The sequence below is a fragment of the Lacinutrix neustonica genome (assembly GCF_026625145.1).
GTDB classification, from domain to species: Bacteria; Bacteroidota; Bacteroidia; order Flavobacteriales; family Flavobacteriaceae; genus Lacinutrix; species Lacinutrix neustonica.
Window position 1 is genome coordinate 3,474,335 of record NZ_CP113088.1, and the last position, 22,026, is coordinate 3,496,360.

Consider the following 22,026-nt stretch of genomic DNA (forward strand, 5'->3'; position numbering starts at 1 on the left):
GAATAGCTTAATCTCATATCAAAATTTTATTAAATCTTTTGGGTAATATCGATTATCTCTAAAGCTACTATCGTCGAGATTTTTGATTTTAACTATTGCTGCTGCTATGTAACAATAATAACCTAAGTAGTTACCACCTACTCTCATATGTTGATTATATAGATTAGAATCTTTTAAAGAGTCATACCAACTTGTTTCTAAAAAAGATTTTAACATAGTTTGAGCAGTATTTTTGTCATCTATGTTAATGATGTCTTTCAACTTTTTAAATCTATCTCTATACCAAGAGAACTCTTGAAAATTTTCCTTTTCAATTTTTTTTCTATTTGTTATTCTGCTTTGAATTAAAAATTCATATAAGAAGTCTTTAATGCCATCTTTATCAATTTTATTCATTATCAGTTGAAAACAATCAATTGATATGTTTAAAAGAACTCCAAAAGATAACATATCAATCATATCAATATGAAATTGAAGAGTATACTGTTTGAGATATTTAACTTCTTTCTCTTCAATATAATGTAAAATATTTTGACTTTTACTATTTGAAGCTTCATACATCAAGGTTATAGCGTTTTCACAATCTCTTCTGACATCCTCGCTAAACATTTCGTCTCCTCTTGAATACTTAGCTCTAAGAATAGATAAAAACCCGTAACTCATACTACCTTTGACAATATCAATTCTTTCTAATTTAATTTCAGAATTATTAATTTTAGATATTCTTTTTTCTATTCTTTGATAAAGAATATCTATAAATTCGTCAAAATATTCTTTATTTTTTAAAGTGTCTCGCATGCTATCCATTTTAAGTATTATAACAAATTATGGTACCCAAGATCCAATAATCTGACCTAAATCGTTTAAAACTGAATACGTAATTGTACCATCAGTTGCTACCTGAGCTAAAACACTTGTATATCCATCATCTATAATATCTAAACCTAAATCTCCAAACTGAGACGGAAGATTTTCTAGATGATTAATAATCCATTCGGCGCTCATTTGATTTCCATTTTGAGTGCCTTGACTTAAAGTAGCAGTATTATATTTAGTTTCGATCAATATATATTCTCCAGTTTACGGGTTTCTAATTATATTATCTATACCATTACTATGTATAGCGGTATCATTTAAGTTTGTTATTCCAGGTGTTCTATTTAAGGATTCATAGCCTTTTTCATAAATATCAACATCTACTACAATTTCCCCAAAATTTCCTCTCCTTGTATTATTAGTTAAGAGTTCTATACCATTTAGGACATTCTCAATGATTATTGTCTGTTCTCTATATATATTGTCAATGTATCTAATCGCAACGGTGGCCAATTCTAATGCTTCATCACCATATTTTACTAATTTTATTGCTTTAATTGCTGTTGCACCGGGTATTAAATCAACTAATATAAATCCTGCTGCTACGGCTCGACTAGATTGCACTCCATCAAAATCCTCTCCTGTAATCAAAATCACAACATCTTCTACAGGTAAAAAATATCTTCCAGCTATAAACAGTGATTCACTTACAAATGCCTGCCACATGTTTTCTAAGCTACATGAAAGACAGCTGGTATTTACGGCTACCTCAACTGGTAGTCCATATTCAAACCATCTATTAGAATCCTGATCATGTAAATAATAATAAAGACCCGCACCCATTGGTATTTCTGTAGTTGGAATACTCGCAGGGATATTTCCATTAATTATTAAAGTATTTTGTGAAGCAAAGAATGATTGTTTATGATTTAGTAATCTATACATTACACCGTAACCACTTGCGCCGTAAACGACATAAGTTGCATCATAAGCCAATGCAGGATTATTTTGATAAATTCCGAGACTGCGTTGTATCCCATTTAGGATCCATTGGATTATTTACAAATTTTTCTAACACCATTAATTTAGCTTCTGCCATACCCTCCGGTGTTGGGTTCTCATTTAAAAATTGTAAAATCTCAATAATAGCGTTTTCAGAACCAATAGCTATTAGCTCTTGTACAAACACAACAGCCTCTTCAGAATACTCCGCTAATGAAATATTTGCTACATCTTCACCTAATTGACTTTCAAGATAATCGAAAATCGCATCTTGAACATCCGGAACAAACCCACCAAATAGTGTATTCTGCTCAGTTGTTAACTGTATGCGTCTAAAGGTTTTTTTTCTTTGAGCTTCTAAAGATAGAATATAGGTTGCAGTGGCAGGAGGCGTGCTAGACGGAGAGGCTTCAGAGGTGGTATCTGTACTTGAAGTACCTCCACCGAGATGGTCCTCCAGGATTCCAGTTTACAACTTCGCCACTATAGCCGAAGGAATTTCACTTGTAGTATCACTTCCTGAACGAGAAGGTGATGAAGAGGTTTCGCCGCCGCCGGAGTTGCTAGTGTGCCAAGGACATGGAGTCTGTTCCCAGCCCACGATGTCTTGCCAACCTGTACCTTGACTTGTGCCATAAATTTCTTCCCAACAGGTTATAGAATTAGTTTCTAAATTAATATAGACCAAAGAGGAGTTAAAAATCACATCGGGCACAAAATCACTTAAATACTCCAAAGAAACTTTGCCTTGTAGATTAATAGAATGATTATTGGCGAAATTTTCCCGTTCTGTGGGTGTTAGATTGTACGTTACAATGAAGGTATCGTAATTGTCATGTAGTGCATTATAAGATAAGAATAGATTTTGAACTTCATTATCTTTCTCGGTTATTTGTTTTATAGATTGGGAACGTGTAAGAGTGATAAGTCCCGTCTAAACTTTCTAAATAATTGGATTCATCAGTGTCCACATAAAAAGCATAATTAGATAAAAAAACCATCTTAGAGGCACTGTCAGAATCATTTTGATTTATAGTCTCAAGCTGATTAATTAATTTGGTGTTTTTTGATACCTCTTCATAGGTTACCTTAGATTTAATGTATGAAGAAGGTTTGTTTTTATTGCTTGTTTTTTCATGGTCTATAGCGTTGTCACTTTCACAATTGTAAAGAAATAGCGCAAAACAGATGACTGCGATTTTTGTAATTAGTTTAAAAGGGGTTTTCATTTAAAAATATTAGTTCATTAATTTCTGTGCGAATATATGTAGGGTAAAACAAAATTAAACCGTAAAAAAGGGCGTTCATCGAAAACCCAAATATAATTCAACAGTTTTATGTTTTTAATTACGGTAAAAACCGTAATTAATGTAGAACACGTTTTTATCTCATAGATAAATTACAATAATCGTATTTTTACCAAAACACCAATAATCTATGCATTCCGAGAGAAAACCAACTAAAAGCTTTCGATCGCTTATTAACTATTATGGACGAGTTGCGCGCGCAATGTCCTTGGGATAAAAAGCAAAGAAACGATTACCAGCAAGAATAAAAGAACCACTTGAAGTTCCTCAACAAATCAACCATACGTGGAGTATGGACTTCGTAACAGACGTTTTAGAAAATAAAAGACGTTTTAGGGCATTTAATATTATCGATGATTATAACAGAGAAGCGCTGCATATAGAGATCGACTTTTCCTTAACCAGTAATCGTATTGTATGGGTACTTAATCATCTTATCAATAAAAAAGGAAAACCTACAAAGATCAGAATGGATAATGGTCCTGAATTTATCGCACATATAACCAATGACTGGAGTAGGATGCACGATATTGAATTTAAATACATACAGCCTGGAAAACCAACTCAAAATGCATTTGTGGAGCGATTCAACGGTTCCTATCGAAGAGGTGTACTCAATAAGTATATTTTTGAGAATATAGATCAAGTAAGAGAACAAACACAGATATGGATGGATGATTATAACAATCATAGGCCACACGATTCTTTGGGTAAAATTCCACCTGTAAAATATGCTCAAAAGCAGCATGTCGCTGCCGCTAGGCTCATTTTAAAATAAATTGGCTTTTAAGCAATAATATGAAAGGAAAGCCAATCTATTTTAAAACGGAAAAACCATATATTTGGATTAACAAACAGTTCTAAAATAGGGAAGCCTACAGCATTATATGTCATCCCAAAATAATTTTTACTGGCAAAATTACGTGTGTAATAATAATCCTTCCCGAATAGTTCATTAGAAAAATTATTCCCTAGTGCTTTTTTTACAACAGAAATATCCTTTCCTATCATAGATTCAAATTTTTCAGATGGCATGGGATTAAAGTTTAATAAAATTAGGCATAAAAGTATTTTAATAATATTCATAATTAATTACAATCGTAGGGATTACTAATTCCAGGAACACTTTGAATATATGGGGCTGGGCTAGGGATTGCAAATGGCGGCGAACTATTATTAACACTACCTTCAACTGCTGCTAATGCTAAATTTATTCTATTTTTAAAATACTGACCAAGAGCAAATGTAGAGATAGTTGGGTTAGATGCAAAATACAAGTCAGTTGCTTTTACTGCTGCTGTTACAGCTATAGCGGTGAGATTAGCTGCTTGACCATTTGTTATTCCAATGCCTTATACCAGTCGTTCTCTAAGAAATATTTTATTTTTTCTTGAATTATTCAATCTAAAGTCAAAAAATTTTCGGGATAGGTCTTATTCACTTCCTCTCTCTGTTTTTCTAAAAGATTTTCGTATTCAGTATTGTATTTCTCTAGTGCATATTCCTGCCTTAAAGAATGAATTTCTTGTAAAATTATATTTTGGTAAATAATATATTCTAGATATAAACTTTTTCTATCCGCTTTAAAGGATATTGCATACTTATATTTGTTATTTTGTATATGATTTCTAACTATTTTTTTTAATTCTTCTTTTGTTTTCTCTACTTCACCTAAATAAAAAGTATTTTTTGAATCTAAATACATTTTTAATGCATTTTCAATATCTAAATCCTCTATGTTTATTTTCTTAAGTCCTGATTCTGTATCTATTAGTAAGAAAACTAAAAAAGCTTGTCGCTTGTAATAATCGATTTCAAAATCATCTACAGACCATACTTTTAGCATGTCTTTAACCGTATTATAAGGTTTAGCATTATTAATTACCGCATCACTTATACCTTTTGATTTAAAATTATAAAGAGTTGTGGAATCAGCTAATATGATTTTTCTACATTCCGGAAATTCATTCTCGTCTATTTTTATTATTTTCTGCTCTTCAACGGAAAAAAGCTTAGACGGATTAACAGAATACTTTTGATTTGCAAAATTTTGTAAAAATCTTAGATAACTATTTCCGCTATTGTCTTCTAAAAACCCTTCATTAATTAAAAGGTTTTCATAGTTGGAAATAAGATGTTTTAATTCAACACCATCGTCAGAAAATGATTGATAGTAGCAATCCATTAATTTACTTTCAATTCTTTTGGATTGAGAATGAATAAATAATGTGAAAAGCAATACAAAAATTGTTGCTATTGACTTTTTCATATACTTTTCATTGGTATTAAGTGAGCTGAATGATATTTTATTACCTGATGTTTGACTAGAATTTGGCATAACTCTTTAGAAATAATAATTCTTTTAAATCCACCGTAAAATTCTTCTTGTGTATAACAGATATGAAAATCAAACTCTTTCTCAAATGGCGGAAAAAAATCTAAATTTTGTTGTGAATATTGTTTTTTACCACAACTTTGTTCAGGAGTATAGACATCATACTCAGAATTTTCTATTAATAATTTACTTTCTGCTATCGGGATATCAAGCTGGATAGTGTCTTCTATAGGCTTACCAGTACTATGCAGTAATACCTCTCTAGACATTATTCCAAGAGGTGCTAAAACTTCCGGATAAAATTCCTTTTTAAAAAACATACAGTCCCATTCCCATTCCATTGAAAAATTAACTTGATTTATATTCCATTTAGGTTTGTTGATTCTAAAAGGAGCAATTTGCTTTCTATTTACTCTGTAGTTTCCACATTCGCTGGTAAACACGATTTTTTTATAACCCTCTTTAGGTTGCGGGTAGCCTTTAGGAGTGCCTGTACCTACTAAATTATAATATTTGGCTTCATCTAATTCTTTTTTCGAAAAAGAGACTCCTATAAGACTTGTTGAAAATTTCGGAGGTTCTGTTTTTTCGAATAAAGAGTTCTTTTTTGAAAAATGGTCTATTATTTTAATATACGTATCCTTATTTTCAATCCAAAAACCATCATAACCTTCCGTAATAGTTTTATTTATATTTAAATTATTTAAAAAAATTACATCTTTTTTTCTCCATTTTGCAAAAAAGGAATAACGCTTTATCATAATCCTAATATTTGTAAAATTTCCGGATATTCTGCATAAATTTGTGTTGCAGCTTGTTTAATTTGTTGCAGTGTAGCTGTGCTGGTATGGGCACCTGTCCATCCAGGGTTTAGTTGATTATTTCTTGAAATAGCATTTTTCCAAGCGTTAGTAAAGACTTGGTGCTCCTCAACGGTTAATACTATAGATTTCCAATTATTTGTATTTGAGCCTATCCAATTTGCTACAGCCGGGATACTTGCAAATCGTTGTTCTATGAGGTGGTGGAATTGAACACCTTCCGCTAATCTAGTCGTTCCTAATGTAGCAAACTCGATTTCTAATTGTAAATAGCTTTTAATTCCAAATTTTTTTGCATGCTTTAGACTTGCATAAGCATCAGAACCAATAACTAATAATTTATTAATAATATTTGCAATAGGAGTGGTTATATAATTTGCAGGAATTTTTTGTAACAATTTTAATGCAAATGCTCCACCTACTTCAAATAGAGCCATTTCAACAATCGGTCTCACACCATCTCCAAAAGCAAATAAGATGCTATTAAACATATAATTATTGTACTCTTCTGTAATTAATGATGCATTGTCATAAAAATCCTGTAAATCTCCCATTGTTTCAAAAGAATTACTATCATTAATAACACTTTCAAAATAATCAGCCATTAAAACTCCTTGCTCACCATGAAAACTTCTCAGACCATTAGCCATTGTTTGTATTGATTGTATACAATTATGGTTAACACCACAAGGATCTGTAGGTAACATTTTAATTTCTATTGCCCAATTTATGAATTCCTTAGCCTCCGGTGTTGGGTTCTCATTTAAAAATTGTAAAATCTCAATAATAGCGTTTTCAGAACCAATAGCTATTAGCTCTTGTACAAACACAACAGCCTCTTCAGAATACTCCGCTAATGAAATATTTGCTACATCTTCACCTAATTGACTTTCAAGATAATCGAAAATCGCATCTTGAACATCCGGAACAAACCCACCAAATACTGTATTCTGCTCAGGTGTTAATTGTATGCGTCTAAAGGTTTTTTTTTCTTTGAGCCTCTAAAGATAGAATATAGGTTGCAGTGGCAGGAGGCGTGCTAGACGGTGAGGCTTCAGAGGTGGTATCTGTACTTGAAGTACCTCCACCGGATGGTCCTCCAGGATTCCAGTTTACAACTTCGCCACTATAGCCGAAGGAATTTCACTTGTAGTATTACTTCCTGAACGAGAAGGTGATGAAGAGGTTTCGCCGCCGCCGGAGTTGCTAGTGTGCCAAGGACATGGAGTCTGTTCCCAGCCCACGATGTCTTGCCAACCTGTACCTTGACTTGTGCCATAAATTTCTTCCCAACAGGTTATAGAATTAGTTTCTAAATTAATATAGACCAAAGAGGAGTTAAAAATCACATCGGGCACAAAATCACTTAAATACTCCAAAGAAACTTTGCCTTGTAGATTAATAGAATGATTATTGGCGAAATTTTCCCGTTCTGTGGGTGTTAGATTGTACGTTACAATGAAGGTATCGTAATTGTCATGTAGTGCATTGTAAGATAAGAATAGATTTTGAACTTCATTATCTTTCCGGTTATTTGTTTTATAGATTGGGAACGTGTAAGAGTGATAAGTTCCGTCTAAACTTTCTAAATAATTGGATTCATCAGTATCAACATAAAAATCATAATTAGATAAAAAAACCATTTTAGAGGCACTATCAGAATCATTTTGATTTATAGTCTCAAGCTGGTTAATTAATTTGGTATTTTTTGATACCTCTTCATAGGTTGCCTTAGATTTAATGTATGAAGAAGGTTTGTTTTTATTGCTTGTTTTTTCATGGTCTATAGCGTTGTCACTTTCACAATTGTAAAGAAATAGCGCAAAACAGATGACTGCGATTTTTGTAATTAGTTTAAAAGGTGTTTTCATTTAAAAAGATTAGTTCATTAATTTCTGTGCGAATATATGTAGAGGTAAAGCAAAATTAATCCTTAAAAAAGGGCGTTCATCGAAAACCCAAATATAATTCTACAGTTTTATGTTTTTAATTACGGTAAAAACCGTAATTAATGTAGAACACGTTTTTATCTCATAGATAAATTACAATAATCGTATTTTTACCAAAACACCAATAATCTATGAATTCCGAGAGAAAACCAATTAAAAGCTTTTGACCGTTTGCTAACTATCATGGACGAGTTGCGTGCGCAATGTCCTTGGGATAAAAAGCAAACCATGGAAAGTTTACGGCACTTAACTATTGAAGAAACCTATGAGTTAGGGGATGCCATTTTAGAGAATGATTTAGAAGAAATAAAAAATGAAGTGGGTGATTTACTATTGCATTTGGTGTTTTATGCCAAAATAGGAAGTGAGACGAATAGTTTTGATATCGCAGATGTGTGTCATGGTATTTGCGAGAAACTCATTCATAGGCATCCGCATATTTATGGCGATGTGAAAGTGAAAGATGAAGAAGAGGTGAAGCGCAATTGGGAAAAACTAAAACTAAAAGAAGGAAAAACTAGTGTGCTTGAAGGGGTGCCTGTAAGCTTACCAGCATTAGTGAAAGCGAGCCGCATACAAGATAAAGTTTCGGGCGTAGGTTTCGACTGGGAGCGTCCGGAACAAGTTTGGGAGAAAGTAGAGGAGGAGCTGGAAGAATTTAAAGTGGAAGTGGCTAAAAAGGATCGCGATAAAATGGAAAGTGAATTTGGTGATGTACTCTTTTCTATGGTTAATTATGCACGTTTTTTAAATATTAATCCGGAGAACGCCTTAGAGCGTACCAATAAAAAATTCACTAAGCGTTTCCAGTATTTGGAAGCTAAAGCAAAAGGCTTAAACAAAGAGTTAAAAGACATGACCCTTGGTGAAATGGATGTGTTTTGGGAGGAAGCCAAAACGCAGTCGTTGGAAAATCTCTGATTTTCAAATACACCCTATTTTGGGAGGAAGCCAAAACGCAGTCGTTGGAAAATCTCTGATTTTCAAATACACCCTATTTTGGGAGGAAGCCAAAACGCAGTCGTTGGAAAATCTCTGATTTTCAAATGCACCCTAGTTTGGGAGGAAGCCAAAACGCAGTCGTTGGAAAATCTCTGATTTTCAAATACACCCTAGTTTGGGAGGAAGCCAAAACACAGTCATTGGAAAATCTCTGATTTTCAAATACACTCTAGTTTAGGAGGAAGCCAAAACGCAGTCGTTGGAAAATCTCTGATTTTCAAATACACCCTATTTTGGGAGGAAGCCAAAACGCAGTCGTTGGAAAATCTCTGATTTTCAAATACACCCTAGTTTGGGAGGAAGCCAAAACGCAGTCATTGGAAAATCTCTGATTTTCAAATACACCCTAGTTTGGGAGGAAGCCAAAACACAGTCATTGGAAAATCTCTGATTTTCAATTACACCCTAGTTTGGGAGGAAGCCAAAACGCAGTCGTTGGAAAATCTCTGATTTTCAATTACACCCTAGTTTGGGAGGAAGCCAAAACGCAGTCGTTGGAAAATCTCTGATTTTCAATTACACCCTATTTTGGGAGGAAGCCAAAACGCAGTCGTTGGAAAATCTCTAATTTTCAAATACACCCTATTTTGGGAGGAAGCCAAAACGCAGTCGTTGGAAAATCTCTGATTTTCAAATACACTCTAGTTTGGGAGGAAGCCAAAACACAGTCGTTGGAAAAAGGGGCGGTTTCCAATCACAAAATACAGTGCGTAAAATAAAATTTTTGTTTTTTTTTAATCTTCGTGATCCAAATGAATGTTTGCTGCGTATATACTAACAAATGACATCATTCTTCATAGGAAATTGGTTAATAGCGTAAACTTTTTAGTATGTCATTTTATAAAAATAGATTATTTCTAGTAAGCGAAATAGAAATAATTGGTTAGTTTAGTTAGGAGCCAAAATCCTGTTTGTTGTCAAAAACGAACAGGATTTGGTTTTTTAGGGAACGCGAGAGTTACAAAATAAAATGACAAAGGAACAGTGTCGTAGGAATGAAGGCATAATATAAGTCTCCTGTTTTTATAAGCCTTTTCTCTCTATTTAATTCTAAACGTATATGCCGTTAAAATAAAGAGTAGCCAATATAAGGATCTTAAATCCCTTTATGCGGTGAGTTCAAGTCTACGTGCGTTATCCAGTGACAGGGCTTTACAAAAAAAATGCTCGCCGATAAGCGAGCACTTTTATAAACTATAAATATCTAAAAGGAGACAATTATTCTGTCCCTGAAGCCTCCTCTGAAGTCTTTGCCGCTATCGCTTCGGCCTTAGCCTCAGCTTCTGCTTTTGCTTCGGCATTGTAAATTACTTTTATTTTTTTAAGTTTCGCTTTCCAAACCGCTAATTCGTCTTGATGTTTTTTAATGTTATCGTGTACCGATTTTACTAGCGGATTCTTTTCATCGGCATGTTTGAAAAATAATAAATTGTTTTGCAATTGATTGATTTCGGCTTTGATTTCGCTTACTTTTTTTCTGATAAAAACACGTTCATTATCTAGTACTCTTGGGTCGGTCGCGCTTGATAAATCTTGAAGCTTGTTTTCAAATTTAATCATTTCCACTTCTGTCTTATTCATATCTAAAGATTTGAATAAGCCGTCTAAAACCGTATTAAAATCGTTCTCAATTTTACGTTTCTTGCCAGGAACGCGTCCAATGGCTTTCCATTTGGAAATATAGTCTTTAATTTTAGCGAGATCTGCTTTCTGTTCACCGAGAAGAGTCGTGTCTTTCACTGTTTTTAAAAGGGCTTCTTTTTCTATTAAAGCCTTTTCCTCTTCTTCACTTGCGGCATTGCGTTGGTTATGAACACGATCGAAATAATGATTACAGGCAGCCTTAAATTTTTTCCGGATTTTGTCGCTATCTTTTCGTGGGACATGACCAATATGTTTCCAATCTCCTTGAATTTTTTTCATTAACGGCGTGGTCGCGTCAAAATCTTCGCTGTCTTTATTAGCCTCTGCGATGTCTACAAGTGCTTGCTTCTTTTTTAAATTTTCATATTGCTCATTTTTTAATGACTTGTAAAAATCATTCTTTTTATGATTGAAATTTTTAACCACTTCCTTAAACTTGGCCCAAGTAGCTTCATTGACCTTAATGGGCACTTTTCCAGCTTTAAAAAAACCTTCACGTAACGCCTCAACTTCTTTTATTTTGTCTTGCCATGCTTTGTGAGAATTATTCTTAATGTCGTTAGTGATCAATTCAATTTCGGCTATAATCGCTTGCTTGAACTCTAAATTCTTTTCGTATAATTCATCTAAATGCGCAAAATAAACTTGACGTTTGTCATTAATTACTTTTGTAGCTTGCTTAAAGCGTTCCCAAATAATATCACGATGTTCTTTTGCAACAGGTCCTAAATCCTCTTTCCAAAGTTTATGGAGGTTCTGTAATTCTCTAAATGCGCGGTTGGTGTTATCGTCTTTGGCTAACTCTTCGGCGCGTTCAATAATTTTTGTTTTTTGCTCTAGATTATATTCGAAGTCTTTATCGCGTAAGTCACGATCTAAATGTAACAAATCATAAAACCGCTCTACATTAAAATGATAGCTGTTCCATGCATTGTTATATTTGTCACGCGGAATAGATCCTGCGTGTTTCCAACGTTCTTGTAACTCCTTAAATTGCTTGTATTTTGTATTCATGGTTTCATCAAGGTCTGTTAAAGCCTTAATGTCTTCAATGATTTTCAAACGCGTGGATAAGTTGTCTTTTAAACCTTTTTCTAAACCTTTGTAATGTGCAGTGAGTTTAGAGCGGTATTCTTTATAAGAATCTTTAAAACTACGTTGTAGCGGACTATTATATTGAAAGTCTATTTCGTTGCCCCCTTTACTTAAAAAGTCTTCTTTTTTATCGTCTAAAAGGGCGTTAAATTTATCAGTAAACTCTTCTTTAATGGTATCAACTTGCTTCTTTATAGCTTGTACTTTCTCTTTTTTTACTAGCTTTTCCAGCTCAATTACCAATTCATCTAACGACATGGCATGGTAATCTTTTTCTTCAATAGTGTGCCTTTCACTGTTGCTTGTATCCTCAGCATCTTCAGCATTAGATTCGTCTATTTCGTTGATGACATCATCTTCATTCGATTCATTAACAGGCGCTTGCGCATTTTGTTCCCCCTTAGGCGTTTCTGTTGTTTCTTCTTGTACTGATGTGTTTTCTGTAGGATTTAGGTCCTTTTCTCCGTCTGCGTTTTGCAGGTTATCTTGCTCTGACATTTTATAAAATGTTATGGTTCTAGTAAAAAATTTGACTTTAAAGATAGTAAAAGTTAGCCATTAATAGGTGCTACCATTTTTTTCAAGCACTCATTTATTCCAAATGCGCCACGCTTTTTCGGCTTGAAACTCTAACATCTTATAGCCATTTATTGTTATAGCGCCTTTGTCGTGTCCATATTTGAGGAACTTGGTTTGCTCTCGGATTATAAATTAAATCGAAGAGTAGGTGTTTACTACTAATGCCTTCGTAAGGAATAGAGGGACAGCGCTCAATTTCCGGAAAAGTGCCTAAGGGCGTACAGTTAATAATGATGGAATGGGCTCTAATGTCTTCTACTGAAAGCGTGTCATACGTAAAGTGAAGCCCTTTGGCAGCGCTTCGTGAGACAAATTCAAACCTGATGTCTAAAGATTTTAAAGCGTAAGCAATCGCCTTGCTCGCCCCACCAGTACCTAATATTAGTGCGGTTTTATGATGCGGCTGAAGTTGTGGTTTTAATGCTTTTTTAAAGCCGTAATAATCTGTGTTGTAACCAATCCATTGTCCTTTTTTATTGATTTTAATGGTGTTTACGGCGCCAATAGCTTTTGCTGTTCGATGCAGTTTCGTTAAATAAGGAATAATGGTTTCTTTGTAAGGAATGGTGACGTTAAAACCCGCAATGTTGGGTAACTGTTTTAATTGGGAATTAAAGGCTTCAATTTCGTCAATATCAAAATTATCATACGTTGCCTCTTTTATTAGCTCTGACTCAAATTTATTCTTAAAGTAATTTCGAGAAAACGAGTATGAAATATTTTTTCCTATTAATCCAAATCTACGCATTGACCTTCCTTGTTTTTTTATCGTAATATTCTAAACCTAATACAATGGCAATTCCAAAAATCACAAAAGCAATGGCTATACATGTTTCTGTATTTAATTCAGGGATAAAGCGTTTGTAATTTTCAACAATATAGGTTCCACCGTAATCAAATAAAAAGGTGCCTTGAGCATCTTTTTTATAGATGGTCTCTTTCCAAGGCCAAACGACACCGAGCGATCCTACAATAAAACCAATTATAGAAGCCGTAGTCACGCTTTTATAGTGTTTTAGAATATAGCTAAGGGCGTGAGAGAAGGTGACTAAACCAAATACAGAGCCTAGGGTAAACACAGCCAACACCTTTAGCATTCGAAGACGCTCGACATTTTGGGTAAAGCTAAAATTCCCACCCAATAGCTCATAGAACGTATCGTATAAGGCATTTACAGAATCGACTAGTAACAAGACATAATTTCCTAATAAGATAAGAATGAAGGAGCCTGAAAAACCAGGTAAGGTCATGCCTGACACGCTAATAATACCACAGAAAAAAACGAACCATAAATTATCGTTCTCGGTCGCAGGGTCTAAAAAGCTAATACCTATACCAATGGCGGCACCAATTAATAGTGCCAAGTAGGTGGTTAACTTCCAATCTTCAAAATCTTTACTGATGTAATATATTGAACCTACAATCATTCCAAAAAACACACTCCACACATAGAGTTCGTAGTGCTTAATAGCAAAATCTAAAATTTGGGAGACACTAAAATAGCTAACGAGCATCCCAAAAAACAGTAAGCTTAGAAACCGTCCGTTAACATAATGGAAAAAAGAGGTAAACCGACCTGCGAGTAATAACCGTAATGCAATAAGATTGCAGCGTTTAAGAGAATAAATAAATTCCTCATAAAATCCAGCAACAAAAGCAACAACACCACCGTAAACGCCAGGCACTTTATTGGCAGCACCCATTCCTAATCCTTTTAAAACTAGAAAAAATTTATCGCTTAAGGTTCGTGTACTTTGCATTTATACTTTTTTAGCGCCTACTTTTTCTAAAATAAAGATGGTTAAAAATCCAGCAATCATAAGCGCAATGGCTAAATATATTTGGTGGTCTGTGTTATTAATTTCTGCATATCGAAACGGAGAAATACTCTGTTCAATAACGGTTTTGTAGCTGTCAAAATCGTTTTCGTTTTTTTGAAAAACAGAGAGCGTCCCCAAGTCTGAGACCACATGGAAGGGGACTTCTTTTCCATTGTCTTCATTCATTACAGTAAGTGTTTGTTTCCATGGCCACATCTTGTTTAAAGAGCCTAAAATAAAACCCGTAAGTAAGGCTAAGGTCGTATTGTGATAGTTTTTAAAAAGCCATTTTAGCAGCTTACTGAAACTAAGTAAGCCCACGATAGCGCCCAAAGCAAAAATGGCGATTTTTTTTAAATCGAAATCATTTATCGCATTGCTCAATGCTTTGTATGCGCCTAAAATAACAAGAATGAAAGACCCGTAAATACCGGGTAAAATCATCGCACAAATGGCGATAGCGCCTGCTAGAAATAAAAACCAAGGATTGTTATTGGCTGTCAGACTGGGTAGACTGGTGACATAATAAGCGATGGCAGCACCAATAATAACAGCAATAATGGTTAAAGGTTTCCACGAGGTAATTTGTTTACCCACAAAGTAAATACTAACAACGATGAGACCAAAAAAGAAAGACCAAATCAACACAGGGTGTTGCTCCATTAAATATTTTGCCAAGCTCATAAAAGAGACAAAGCTAATAAGAATACCCACTAATAAAGCGAGTACAAAAGGGCCATTGGCTTTTACCCAAAAGGCTTTCAATCCCTCGGTTTTTATTGTCTTAAATAAAGTAAGGTTGACGTTACTAATGGTGGTGATTAATTCTTCGTAAATCCCGGAGATGAAGGCAATTGTGCCACCGGAAACACCCGGAACAGCATCTGCCGCACCCATGGCGATGCCTTTAAGCGAAATGAGTAAGTAGTCTTTAAATGGTCTTAGCATACTTTAGTTTTTTACTAAACCAAAGGTATGTATTTTTAAGAAGATTGTATTCCTTTTATTGATCGAGATTGTTTCATAATCATGAAAGTATTCCATTCTTATTGTATATATTTTTTGTGATTTTCATTATTTCTATAAGGAGGATATGCTCGCGTTTTGATATGAACAGCAGTTTACCTCCTTATCACACTATTCACTAGCAGAGAGTCATACACTTCAGGGAACAATTCCTCTAAAATAATAATGTGTTCGGCATCAAAACGCATGGCGTTTTTTAAATGATAGCTTGCTTTCTCCGTTTCTAAAAGGGTATAATATATTCCCGCCAAGCGAAACTCTATTTCAGCATGTTCTGGATAAAATTCGGCCGCTTGAATTAAATTAAAACTGGCCGCTTCAGGTTCTCCTAATTGTGTTAACAAATCACTACGGAGCAACCAGGTTTCCAATTCGTAATTGCCCAACTCTATAGCGCGTTTATAACCCCGCTCGGCTTCTTCAAGTAAATTTAACCTGTGATTAATTTTGGCATATAATTTCCAGTAAATCACATTTTCACTATCGATATTTATCGCTTTATTGATGTAGTATAATGCTTTTTGTGCATTTTTTTGCTTGACATATAACTTTGTAATGGCAATCCAACCTTTATCCAATAAGGGATCTTCGTGTACTGCTTTATAATAATATTGTACTGCTAACTCCTCTTGACCGAGTTTTTCATGACAACTCCCAATACGCAATAAAGCAAAGGAGGTGGGGTCATCTAAAGTGAGGGTAATGCTATAATTTTCAATGGCTTCATTATAGCGTTTTAATTTTTCTAACACTTTTCCTTTTTCAAGGTAAGCTCCAACAAACGTATCATCTGAAATGATCGCGAAATCATAAGCGCTTAATGCTCTAATGAAATCTTTCATCTCATAATACTGTCTCCCTAATTGATGCCAAGCGACTTCACAATAAGGATTACTATCTAAATAGTGGTTTAAAAAAGTGATAGCCGCTTCGTTTTGGTCTAAAAAATCAAAGCAATAAATGATATTGTATAGCGAGGCATAGTCCTCTCGGATCTTCCTCAAGACATTTCATGAAGCTCTTTTTTGCGGCTTCAAATTGATCTAAAAATAAATACTCCATACCAATTAAAGAATAGAGATCTGCCGTATCTTCTGCTAATTCTAAAGCACGTTGCAATACAGAAATAGCTTCTTCGTGTTTATCAGCTTTAGATAGAATATTGGCTTTTTGAATATAAATTTCTTCGTTTGATGGTTCTAAAACATAAAGACTATCTAAAAGCGCATTCGCTTTTTCCAGCTCGTTTTCAAAAACAAAAACTTCAACCTTAAATAATTTTAAATTGATAGAAGCAGGATGCTGTTCTAATCCTAATTTTATTGCTTTCTTTGCCAAAGCCACTTTGCCTTGATTAAGATAGTAGTGTATAATATTTTCAAATTCATTCGAATCAAAAAACAAAATATTATTTGTTTTTAGCATCGATTCAAACTTAGTGAGTGATTTGTTTTCGTAGTCTTCTTGGCTAAATTCCATAGGCTATTGTTTAGCGTTGCGTTACTCTAAATGTAACGCTCAATTCTTTTTTTCAGGTCTATATACCCAAATGTTTTTAACAAAGTAATGAACAACTGTTAGTCTGCTTACTAATTCAGGGCACTTAAGAACTGAAAATTAATACCTTGGGACTGTATTAATCACTCTGTATACTGTTTAATATAGCAATTATAATGCCACAGCCCTTAATTATTTCGGCATTTGAGATGGTTAACGGCGGTGTAATACGAATGGCCTTGGGTTCAAACAATAACCAAAATAAGATTAATCCTTCATCTTGGGCCTTTAAAACCAACTGATTGGTGATTTCTTCTGAGGGTAATAGGGCAGCAAGCATTAAGCCACGACCACGAATTTCAGTAATTAAGGGATGTTTTAAATGCTTACGAACAAGTGTTTCTTTTTCAAGGGTTCGTGCCATTAAGTCACTTTCTGTAACTTCTTGTAGTGTGGCTAACGCGGCGGCGGCGATTACGGGATGACCACCAAAAGTTGTGATGTGTCCTAATTTAGGCGCATGATGTATCATGTCCATTAATTTTGTAGAGGCAGTAAACGCTCCAATGGGCATGCCGCCGCCTAGTCCCTTTCCAGTTACTAAAATATCGGGAATGCAATGGTAGTGTTGAAACCCAAAAAGTTTACCAGTGCGGCCTATTCCGGGTTGAATTTCATCTAAAATTAACAGGGCGCCAACAGCCTCACAGCGTGCTTTTACTTTAGTAAGAAATCCATTTTGTGGTTCAATGAAACCTGCTCCTCCTTGAATCGTTTCTAAAATGACACAGGCTGTTTTATTAGTGATGTGTTTTAAATGGGGTTCGTAATTAAACGTAATATGACTTACATCGGGTAATAATGGTCTAAAAGGGGCCTTGCGTTCTTCATAATCCATTAAACTAAGGGATCCCATGGTGTTACCATGATAGGCGTTGTGGGCAGCGATTATTTGGCTTCTGCCTGTTGCGCGTCGCGCTAACTTAATGGCGCCTTCTATGGCTTCTGTACGCGAATTAACCAAATACGTTTTTTCTAGTGGGCCCGGTAAATGATGTGCTAATAGTTTGGTAAGCGCCACGGCAGGACTTTGAATGTATTCGCCGTAAACCATAACATGTAAATACTTATCAAGTTGGTCTTTTATAGCAGAGATAACTCGTGGATGCCTATGGCCAAGACTGCAGGCAGAAACACCAGCGACAAAATCTAAATACGCTTTTTTGTTGGAATCATAAATATAGGAGCCTTCGGCATGAGAAATTTCCATCGCTAAAGGATGTGGTGTGGTTTGCGCTTGGTATTTAAAGAAATCGCTTTTCACTACTCTTCCTTTTTTTAAGGGGTGCCTTGCTTAGTATTGTTTTTTTTGCGGGATTAGGTCTGCGATTCGTTCCTTTCGCCTCAGTATTTAATGATTTTGGAAGTTCTCTAGAGGCTTTGGGAAGGGCTTGAATTTTACCATCAAAGCGTATTTTAGGTTTTGCAGAATTATCGGCATCTTCAACACGATCGAGCAAGTTATCATCAAAAAATTCCTCTTCTGAAACAAAGGGTTCTAGGCCTTTAATTTTAGGTAAATCCAGTGGTAAATCGTCTTTAAATAGGTCTTCAACACTTAACGGTCTCTCTTCTTCGCGCCAATCGAAGTCTTTTAATTTTCTCAAATTTTCAGGAAAATCTTCTTCGGGATAGGTTTTAGCTTCCGGTTGAATAAGACGCTTGTAAATAGTAATGTCACCCGCTTCAAAAAACATTTCAATATTTGCAGAACGGGCTTTGTCGTAACCTATCAATTCATCGTCTTCGTTTCTTAGAACGAAAATAGATTCCGAATTTTTAAAGATATTCACTTGTTTTAACTGGTTGTTATCGTCAAATAAGCCCACTAAACGTTTGCCTTTAACCTGACTATAGTCTGCTAAACCTAAAGAATCTTTACTAATTAAAAAGGCATTTTCAAACAGGCGTAATGAGTCTAATTTTTCGGTTTTGGGATTGGATTTTATGTGAATCGTATCACCAGTCATTTGGTTATTTAAGTTCCAAAGAATGGGTCTGCGTTTTACGGCAAAAGGATCTTTAGGGGATAAGCGGGACAAGTTTATTAATTGGGTTAAACCCGATTGATGATTCACATGAATGGAATCTGATTTTCCACTTAAATCTGATTTAAAAATTTTAGCATTTCTAAAAGCTCTTGTAATTCGGTTGCCTTCTTTTCCTGTGACCATCAACGTATCAGCATGAATATAAACAGAATCTTTTTCCTGAACTGAAATCGCCAATGCGTGTTTCGTGACAAAAGCAGAATCTTTAGATTTGTAGACTTCAGCATAATGGCCTTTGATGATACTGTTATTTATAGTATCTGTAATTTTGATGTTGTTTGTTGCAGAGGCAAAATCGAGTTTCCTGTCAAAATACATGCTGTCACCAATAACCTCACGGTTGTCATAATCTATTTTAGAGTTCTTAATAAAGTAGCCCGTATCGGCATTGGTATCGTAGAAACCACGTTCGCAGTAGATGGTACTGGTTTCTCCAACAATTCTTGAAGGGCCGTACATGTAGGCGTGGCCACTTTCAGAATAAAAGTCAAGCTGGTTGGTTGTTAACACATATTCGGGTTGACCAGTTTTACCGTATTTAAAAAACGGTATTTGCTTTCTTGCATGTAATAGCGTCCCACGGTGCTCGTAATAGTGCCGAGAGGAATCTCGAACCACTTGGCCTTCATTATTATAAAAGGCCTGTTGTTTTATACGATCGAAAAATAGTTTTTGAGTGGTTAAGACGGAACTTGGTTCTGTAAGCACCACATCGCCTTTAGCGACTGCTAATTGTGTTTTTCCGCTATATTCGGCATATTTAGCAACCATTTGTATGGTGTCACCTTGCTTCATTAAGACATTGCCGTAGGCTTCAACAAAATTCTCTTTACCATATAAAACGGCCTGATCGCACCACATATCAATTCCATCATGATAGACATGTACTTGTCCGGCATCACTTCCGGTCAAAATACGAGCACCAGGATATCTTTCTTCATCTATGTCACCAAATGCACCGAGACTCTTTAATCTCAATGTTTTTGCGTTCTTGTGCAAAAGCGTTGAGAGTGATTAGGCTTAGGAATACTATAACAAATAAATTTTTAAGCATTTTTTATTATCGTGTTTGAGCAAAAATAACGATTAATCTGAGTTGTGATTAGGTATTAAGATATATTTAATAGCAAAAAAACCTGTCTAACATTTAGGTTAGGCAGGTTTTATAACTAATAAGAATAATCAATTACCTAAAAATCGTTTGCTTTCTATCGGGTCCAACAGAAACAATGGTAATTGGGATTTCTAGTTCTTTTTCTAAAAACGCGATATAATCATTAAGCGCCTCTCGGTAACTGAGAGGCTTCGCTCATTTCGGTTAAATCTGCAGCCCAACCTTTAAAATCGGTATAAATAGGTTCTACATTTTCAGGCTCAATGTTAAATGGTAAATGCGTAATGGTTTCCCCTTTATATTTATAAGCGGTCGCTACTTTTAAGGTTTTGAAACCGTAAAGCACATCACTTTTCATCATCATGAGTTGGGTCACACCATTAATGCGACACGTGTATTTTAAGGCGACTAAATCTAACCAACCACAACGTCTTGGTCTTCCTGTAACCGCGCCAAATTCCTGACCTACTTTAGCCATTTCGGCACCAACTTCGTCAAATAATTCGGTTGGAAATGGGCGGAACCTACACGAGTGGTATAGGCTTTAAAAATACCAAACACCTCTTTTATTTGGTTTGGCGCAATACCCAAGCCAGTACAAGCACCTGCAGCAGTAGTATTACTTGACGTTACAAAGGGATAGGTTCCAAAATCGATGTCTAAAAGCGACCCTTGAGCACCTTCGGCTAAAATGGTTTTATTATCTTTTAACGCCTGGTGTAAATAGGCTTCACTATCTATAAATTGTAATTCTTTTAATCGTTCAACAGATTCGAAAAATTCAATTTCCATTTCTGCCAAATCATACTGTACATCCACATTATAGAAAGCAATCATAGCTTCGTGCTTGTTTGCTAAAGCTCTGTATTTTTCTTTCCAATCCGGCATTTCTAAATCACCTACTCGAATACCATTTCGGCCAGTTTTATCCATATATGTTGGACCAATACCTTTTAGGGTTGAGCCAATTTTGGCTTTTCCTTTAGAGGCTTCACTAGCTGCATCTAATAAACGGTGTGTTGGTAAAATTAAATGCGCTTTACGCGATACAATTAATTTCGCTTTATAATCGATGTCAAATTGGTCTAAACCTTCTAGTTCTTTAATAAAAACTACGGGATCGACCACAACGCCATTTCCAATAACGTTCATAGCATCTTTATGAAAGATCCCGGAGGGAATGGTTCTTAAAACGTGTTTTATGCCATCAAATTTTAGTGTGTGACCTGCATTTGGACCACCTTGAAAACGAGCAATAATATTGTAATTAGCGGTTAAAACATCGACAATTTTTCCTTTGCCTTCGTCTCCCCATTGTAAACCTAGTAGTAAATCTACTGCCATGTGTAATAATATTTGTAGTGTTAGTTGTCTGTTGTATTTTTTGTGCCGTAAAAATAAAGTGAATGGTTGTTTATTTTAATATCAAAAACCTCTTCGATAGTCTTTTTTATAGATTGTATTCTAGGGTCACAAAATTCAATCACTTCGCCAGTATCGGTTAAAATAACGTGGTCGTGTTGCTTATCGAAATAGGATTTTTCGTAGTGTGCTTGGTTTTGACCAAACTGATGTTTGCGTACTAAACCACAATCTAGTAACAGTTCGATGGTATTATAAAGTGTGGCACGACTTACGCGATACTTTTTGTTCTTCATATTTAAATACAAAGATTCGATATCAAAATGTTCTGTATTATTGTAGATTTCTTGAAGTATAGCGTAACGTTCCGGCGTTTTGCGGTGGCCATTGCTTTCTAAGAAAGCTGTAAAAACGTTTTTTACAATCTCTTGATTTTTACTATCTGTATTTGCGCTCATAATAACGGAACAAATTTACGTATTTTTTTGAGGTGTACTATTAAAAAAGGATGTGTTTTGAGGAGGGGTTATTAGACAGTTATTAACA

General features: G+C 35.0%; 19 protein-coding genes and 5 pseudogenes. 3 read left to right on the forward strand and 21 right to left on the reverse strand.

Annotated features, from left to right (window positions below):
* Window positions 1-18: 18 nt before the first annotated feature.
* The 6 genes from N7U66_RS18825 to N7U66_RS18850 form a co-directional block, all read right to left on the reverse strand.
* Complete coding sequence (locus N7U66_RS18825; protein ID WP_267676486.1) at window positions 19-798, reverse strand: PoNe immunity protein domain-containing protein; 780 nt, start codon at window positions 796-798, stop codon at window positions 19-21.
* Window positions 799-825: 27 nt separating this feature from the next.
* Window positions 826-1,065: a hypothetical protein gene (locus N7U66_RS18830; protein ID WP_267676487.1), complete on the reverse strand. Its 240-nt coding sequence runs from the start codon at window positions 1,063-1,065 to the stop codon at window positions 826-828.
* Window positions 1,066-1,080: 15 nt separating this feature from the next.
* Window positions 1,081-1,812 (reverse strand): hypothetical protein, encoded by a 732-nt coding sequence (locus tag N7U66_RS18835; protein WP_267676488.1) that lies wholly within the window; start codon window positions 1,810-1,812, stop codon window positions 1,081-1,083.
* Between the two features lie 7 nt (window positions 1,813-1,819).
* Window positions 1,820-2,005, reverse strand: coding sequence for a hypothetical protein (locus N7U66_RS18840; RefSeq protein WP_267676489.1), 186 nt, complete (start codon window positions 2,003-2,005; stop codon window positions 1,820-1,822).
* Between the two features lie 282 nt (window positions 2,006-2,287).
* Window positions 2,288-2,554 carry a hypothetical protein gene (locus tag N7U66_RS18845; protein WP_267676490.1) on the reverse strand — a complete coding sequence of 89 codons (267 nt, stop codon included), beginning with the start codon at window positions 2,552-2,554 and terminating at the stop codon, window positions 2,288-2,290.
* A 139-nt stretch (window positions 2,555-2,693) separates the two neighbouring features.
* Window positions 2,694-3,047: a hypothetical protein gene (locus N7U66_RS18850; RefSeq protein ID WP_267676491.1), complete on the reverse strand. Its 354-nt coding sequence runs from the start codon at window positions 3,045-3,047 to the stop codon at window positions 2,694-2,696.
* 212 nt (window positions 3,048-3,259) lie between these two features.
* On the opposite strand from N7U66_RS18850, the pseudogene N7U66_RS18855 reads away from it, so the two are divergent.
* Both N7U66_RS18855 and N7U66_RS18860 read left to right on the forward strand, forming a co-directional pair.
* Window positions 3,260-3,349: pseudogene (locus N7U66_RS18855) on the forward strand (nucleoside triphosphate pyrophosphohydrolase); the annotation flags it as partial.
* Window positions 3,343-3,903, forward strand: a pseudogene (locus N7U66_RS18860) (integrase core domain-containing protein); the annotation flags it as partial. The pseudogenes N7U66_RS18855 and N7U66_RS18860, both read left to right, overlap by 7 nt.
* 8 nt (window positions 3,904-3,911) lie before the next feature.
* Here N7U66_RS18860 and N7U66_RS18865 read toward each other — a convergent pair.
* The 6 genes from N7U66_RS18865 to N7U66_RS18890 all read right to left on the reverse strand — a co-directional run bounded on the left by N7U66_RS18865 (window position 3,912) and on the right by N7U66_RS18890 (window position 8,152).
* Window positions 3,912-4,160, reverse strand: coding sequence for a hypothetical protein (locus tag N7U66_RS18865; RefSeq protein ID WP_267676492.1), 249 nt, complete (start codon window positions 4,158-4,160; stop codon window positions 3,912-3,914).
* 53 nt (window positions 4,161-4,213) lie between these two features.
* Window positions 4,214-4,402 (reverse strand): hypothetical protein, encoded by a 189-nt coding sequence (locus N7U66_RS18870; RefSeq protein WP_267676493.1) that lies wholly within the window; start codon window positions 4,400-4,402, stop codon window positions 4,214-4,216.
* A 122-nt stretch (window positions 4,403-4,524) separates the two neighbouring features.
* Window positions 4,525-5,394, reverse strand: a complete 870-nt coding sequence (locus N7U66_RS18875) for a hypothetical protein (RefSeq protein WP_267676494.1) — start codon at window positions 5,392-5,394, stop codon at window positions 4,525-4,527.
* Window positions 5,391-6,221 carry a hypothetical protein gene (locus tag N7U66_RS18880; protein WP_267676495.1) on the reverse strand — a complete coding sequence of 277 codons (831 nt, stop codon included), beginning with the start codon at window positions 6,219-6,221 and terminating at the stop codon, window positions 5,391-5,393. Before N7U66_RS18880 ends, N7U66_RS18875 begins: the two co-directional genes overlap by 4 nt.
* Window positions 6,218-7,111, reverse strand: coding sequence for a hypothetical protein (locus N7U66_RS18885; protein WP_267676496.1), 894 nt, complete (start codon window positions 7,109-7,111; stop codon window positions 6,218-6,220). The genes N7U66_RS18880 and N7U66_RS18885 overlap by 4 nt, the downstream gene beginning before the upstream one ends.
* Before the next feature lie 282 nt (window positions 7,112-7,393).
* Window positions 7,394-8,152, reverse strand: coding sequence for a hypothetical protein (locus tag N7U66_RS18890; protein WP_267676497.1), 759 nt, complete (start codon window positions 8,150-8,152; stop codon window positions 7,394-7,396).
* Between the two features lie 213 nt (window positions 8,153-8,365).
* Here N7U66_RS18890 and mazG point away from each other — a divergent pair, with 213 nt between their 5' ends.
* Window positions 8,366-9,151, forward strand: coding sequence for a nucleoside triphosphate pyrophosphohydrolase (gene mazG / locus N7U66_RS18895; RefSeq protein WP_267678560.1), 786 nt, complete (start codon window positions 8,366-8,368; stop codon window positions 9,149-9,151).
* Between the two features lie 1,299 nt (window positions 9,152-10,450).
* On the opposite strand, the gene N7U66_RS18900 is transcribed toward mazG, so the two are convergent.
* The 9 genes and pseudogenes from N7U66_RS18900 to N7U66_RS18940 all read right to left on the reverse strand — a co-directional run bounded on the left by N7U66_RS18900 (window position 10,451) and on the right by N7U66_RS18940 (window position 21,938).
* A complete protein-coding gene (locus tag N7U66_RS18900) occupies window positions 10,451-12,469 on the reverse strand; it encodes a DUF349 domain-containing protein (protein ID WP_267676498.1) in 2,019 nt (672 codons plus the stop codon).
* 90 nt (window positions 12,470-12,559) lie between these two features.
* A pseudogene (locus N7U66_RS18905) lies at window positions 12,560-13,298 on the reverse strand (shikimate dehydrogenase family protein).
* Window positions 13,291-14,310, reverse strand: coding sequence for a DUF368 domain-containing protein (locus tag N7U66_RS18910; protein ID WP_267676499.1), 1,020 nt, complete (start codon window positions 14,308-14,310; stop codon window positions 13,291-13,293). Before N7U66_RS18910 ends, N7U66_RS18905 begins: the two are co-directional and overlap by 8 nt.
* The gene (locus N7U66_RS18915; protein ID WP_267676500.1) at window positions 14,311-15,318 is read right to left on the reverse strand and encodes a DUF368 domain-containing protein; all 1,008 of its coding nucleotides are present in this window, start codon (window positions 15,316-15,318) and stop codon (window positions 14,311-14,313) included.
* A gap of 173 nt (window positions 15,319-15,491) precedes the next feature.
* A pseudogene (locus tag N7U66_RS18920) lies at window positions 15,492-16,875 on the reverse strand (tetratricopeptide repeat protein).
* Between the two features lie 157 nt (window positions 16,876-17,032).
* Entirely contained in the window at window positions 17,033-18,217 is a 1,185-nt protein-coding gene (locus N7U66_RS18925; protein ID WP_267676501.1) for an aspartate aminotransferase family protein, read from the reverse strand.
* Window positions 18,198-19,982 carry an OstA-like protein gene (locus tag N7U66_RS18930; protein WP_267676502.1) on the reverse strand — a complete coding sequence of 595 codons (1,785 nt, stop codon included), beginning with the start codon at window positions 19,980-19,982 and terminating at the stop codon, window positions 18,198-18,200. The genes N7U66_RS18925 and N7U66_RS18930 overlap by 20 nt, the downstream gene beginning before the upstream one ends.
* Window positions 19,983-20,190: 208 nt before the next feature.
* A pseudogene (locus N7U66_RS18935) lies at window positions 20,191-21,462 on the reverse strand (adenylosuccinate synthase).
* A 20-nt stretch (window positions 21,463-21,482) separates the two neighbouring features.
* Window positions 21,483-21,938 carry a Fur family transcriptional regulator gene (locus tag N7U66_RS18940; protein ID WP_267676503.1) on the reverse strand — a complete coding sequence of 152 codons (456 nt, stop codon included), beginning with the start codon at window positions 21,936-21,938 and terminating at the stop codon, window positions 21,483-21,485.
* Window positions 21,939-22,026: the final 88 nt, after the last annotated feature.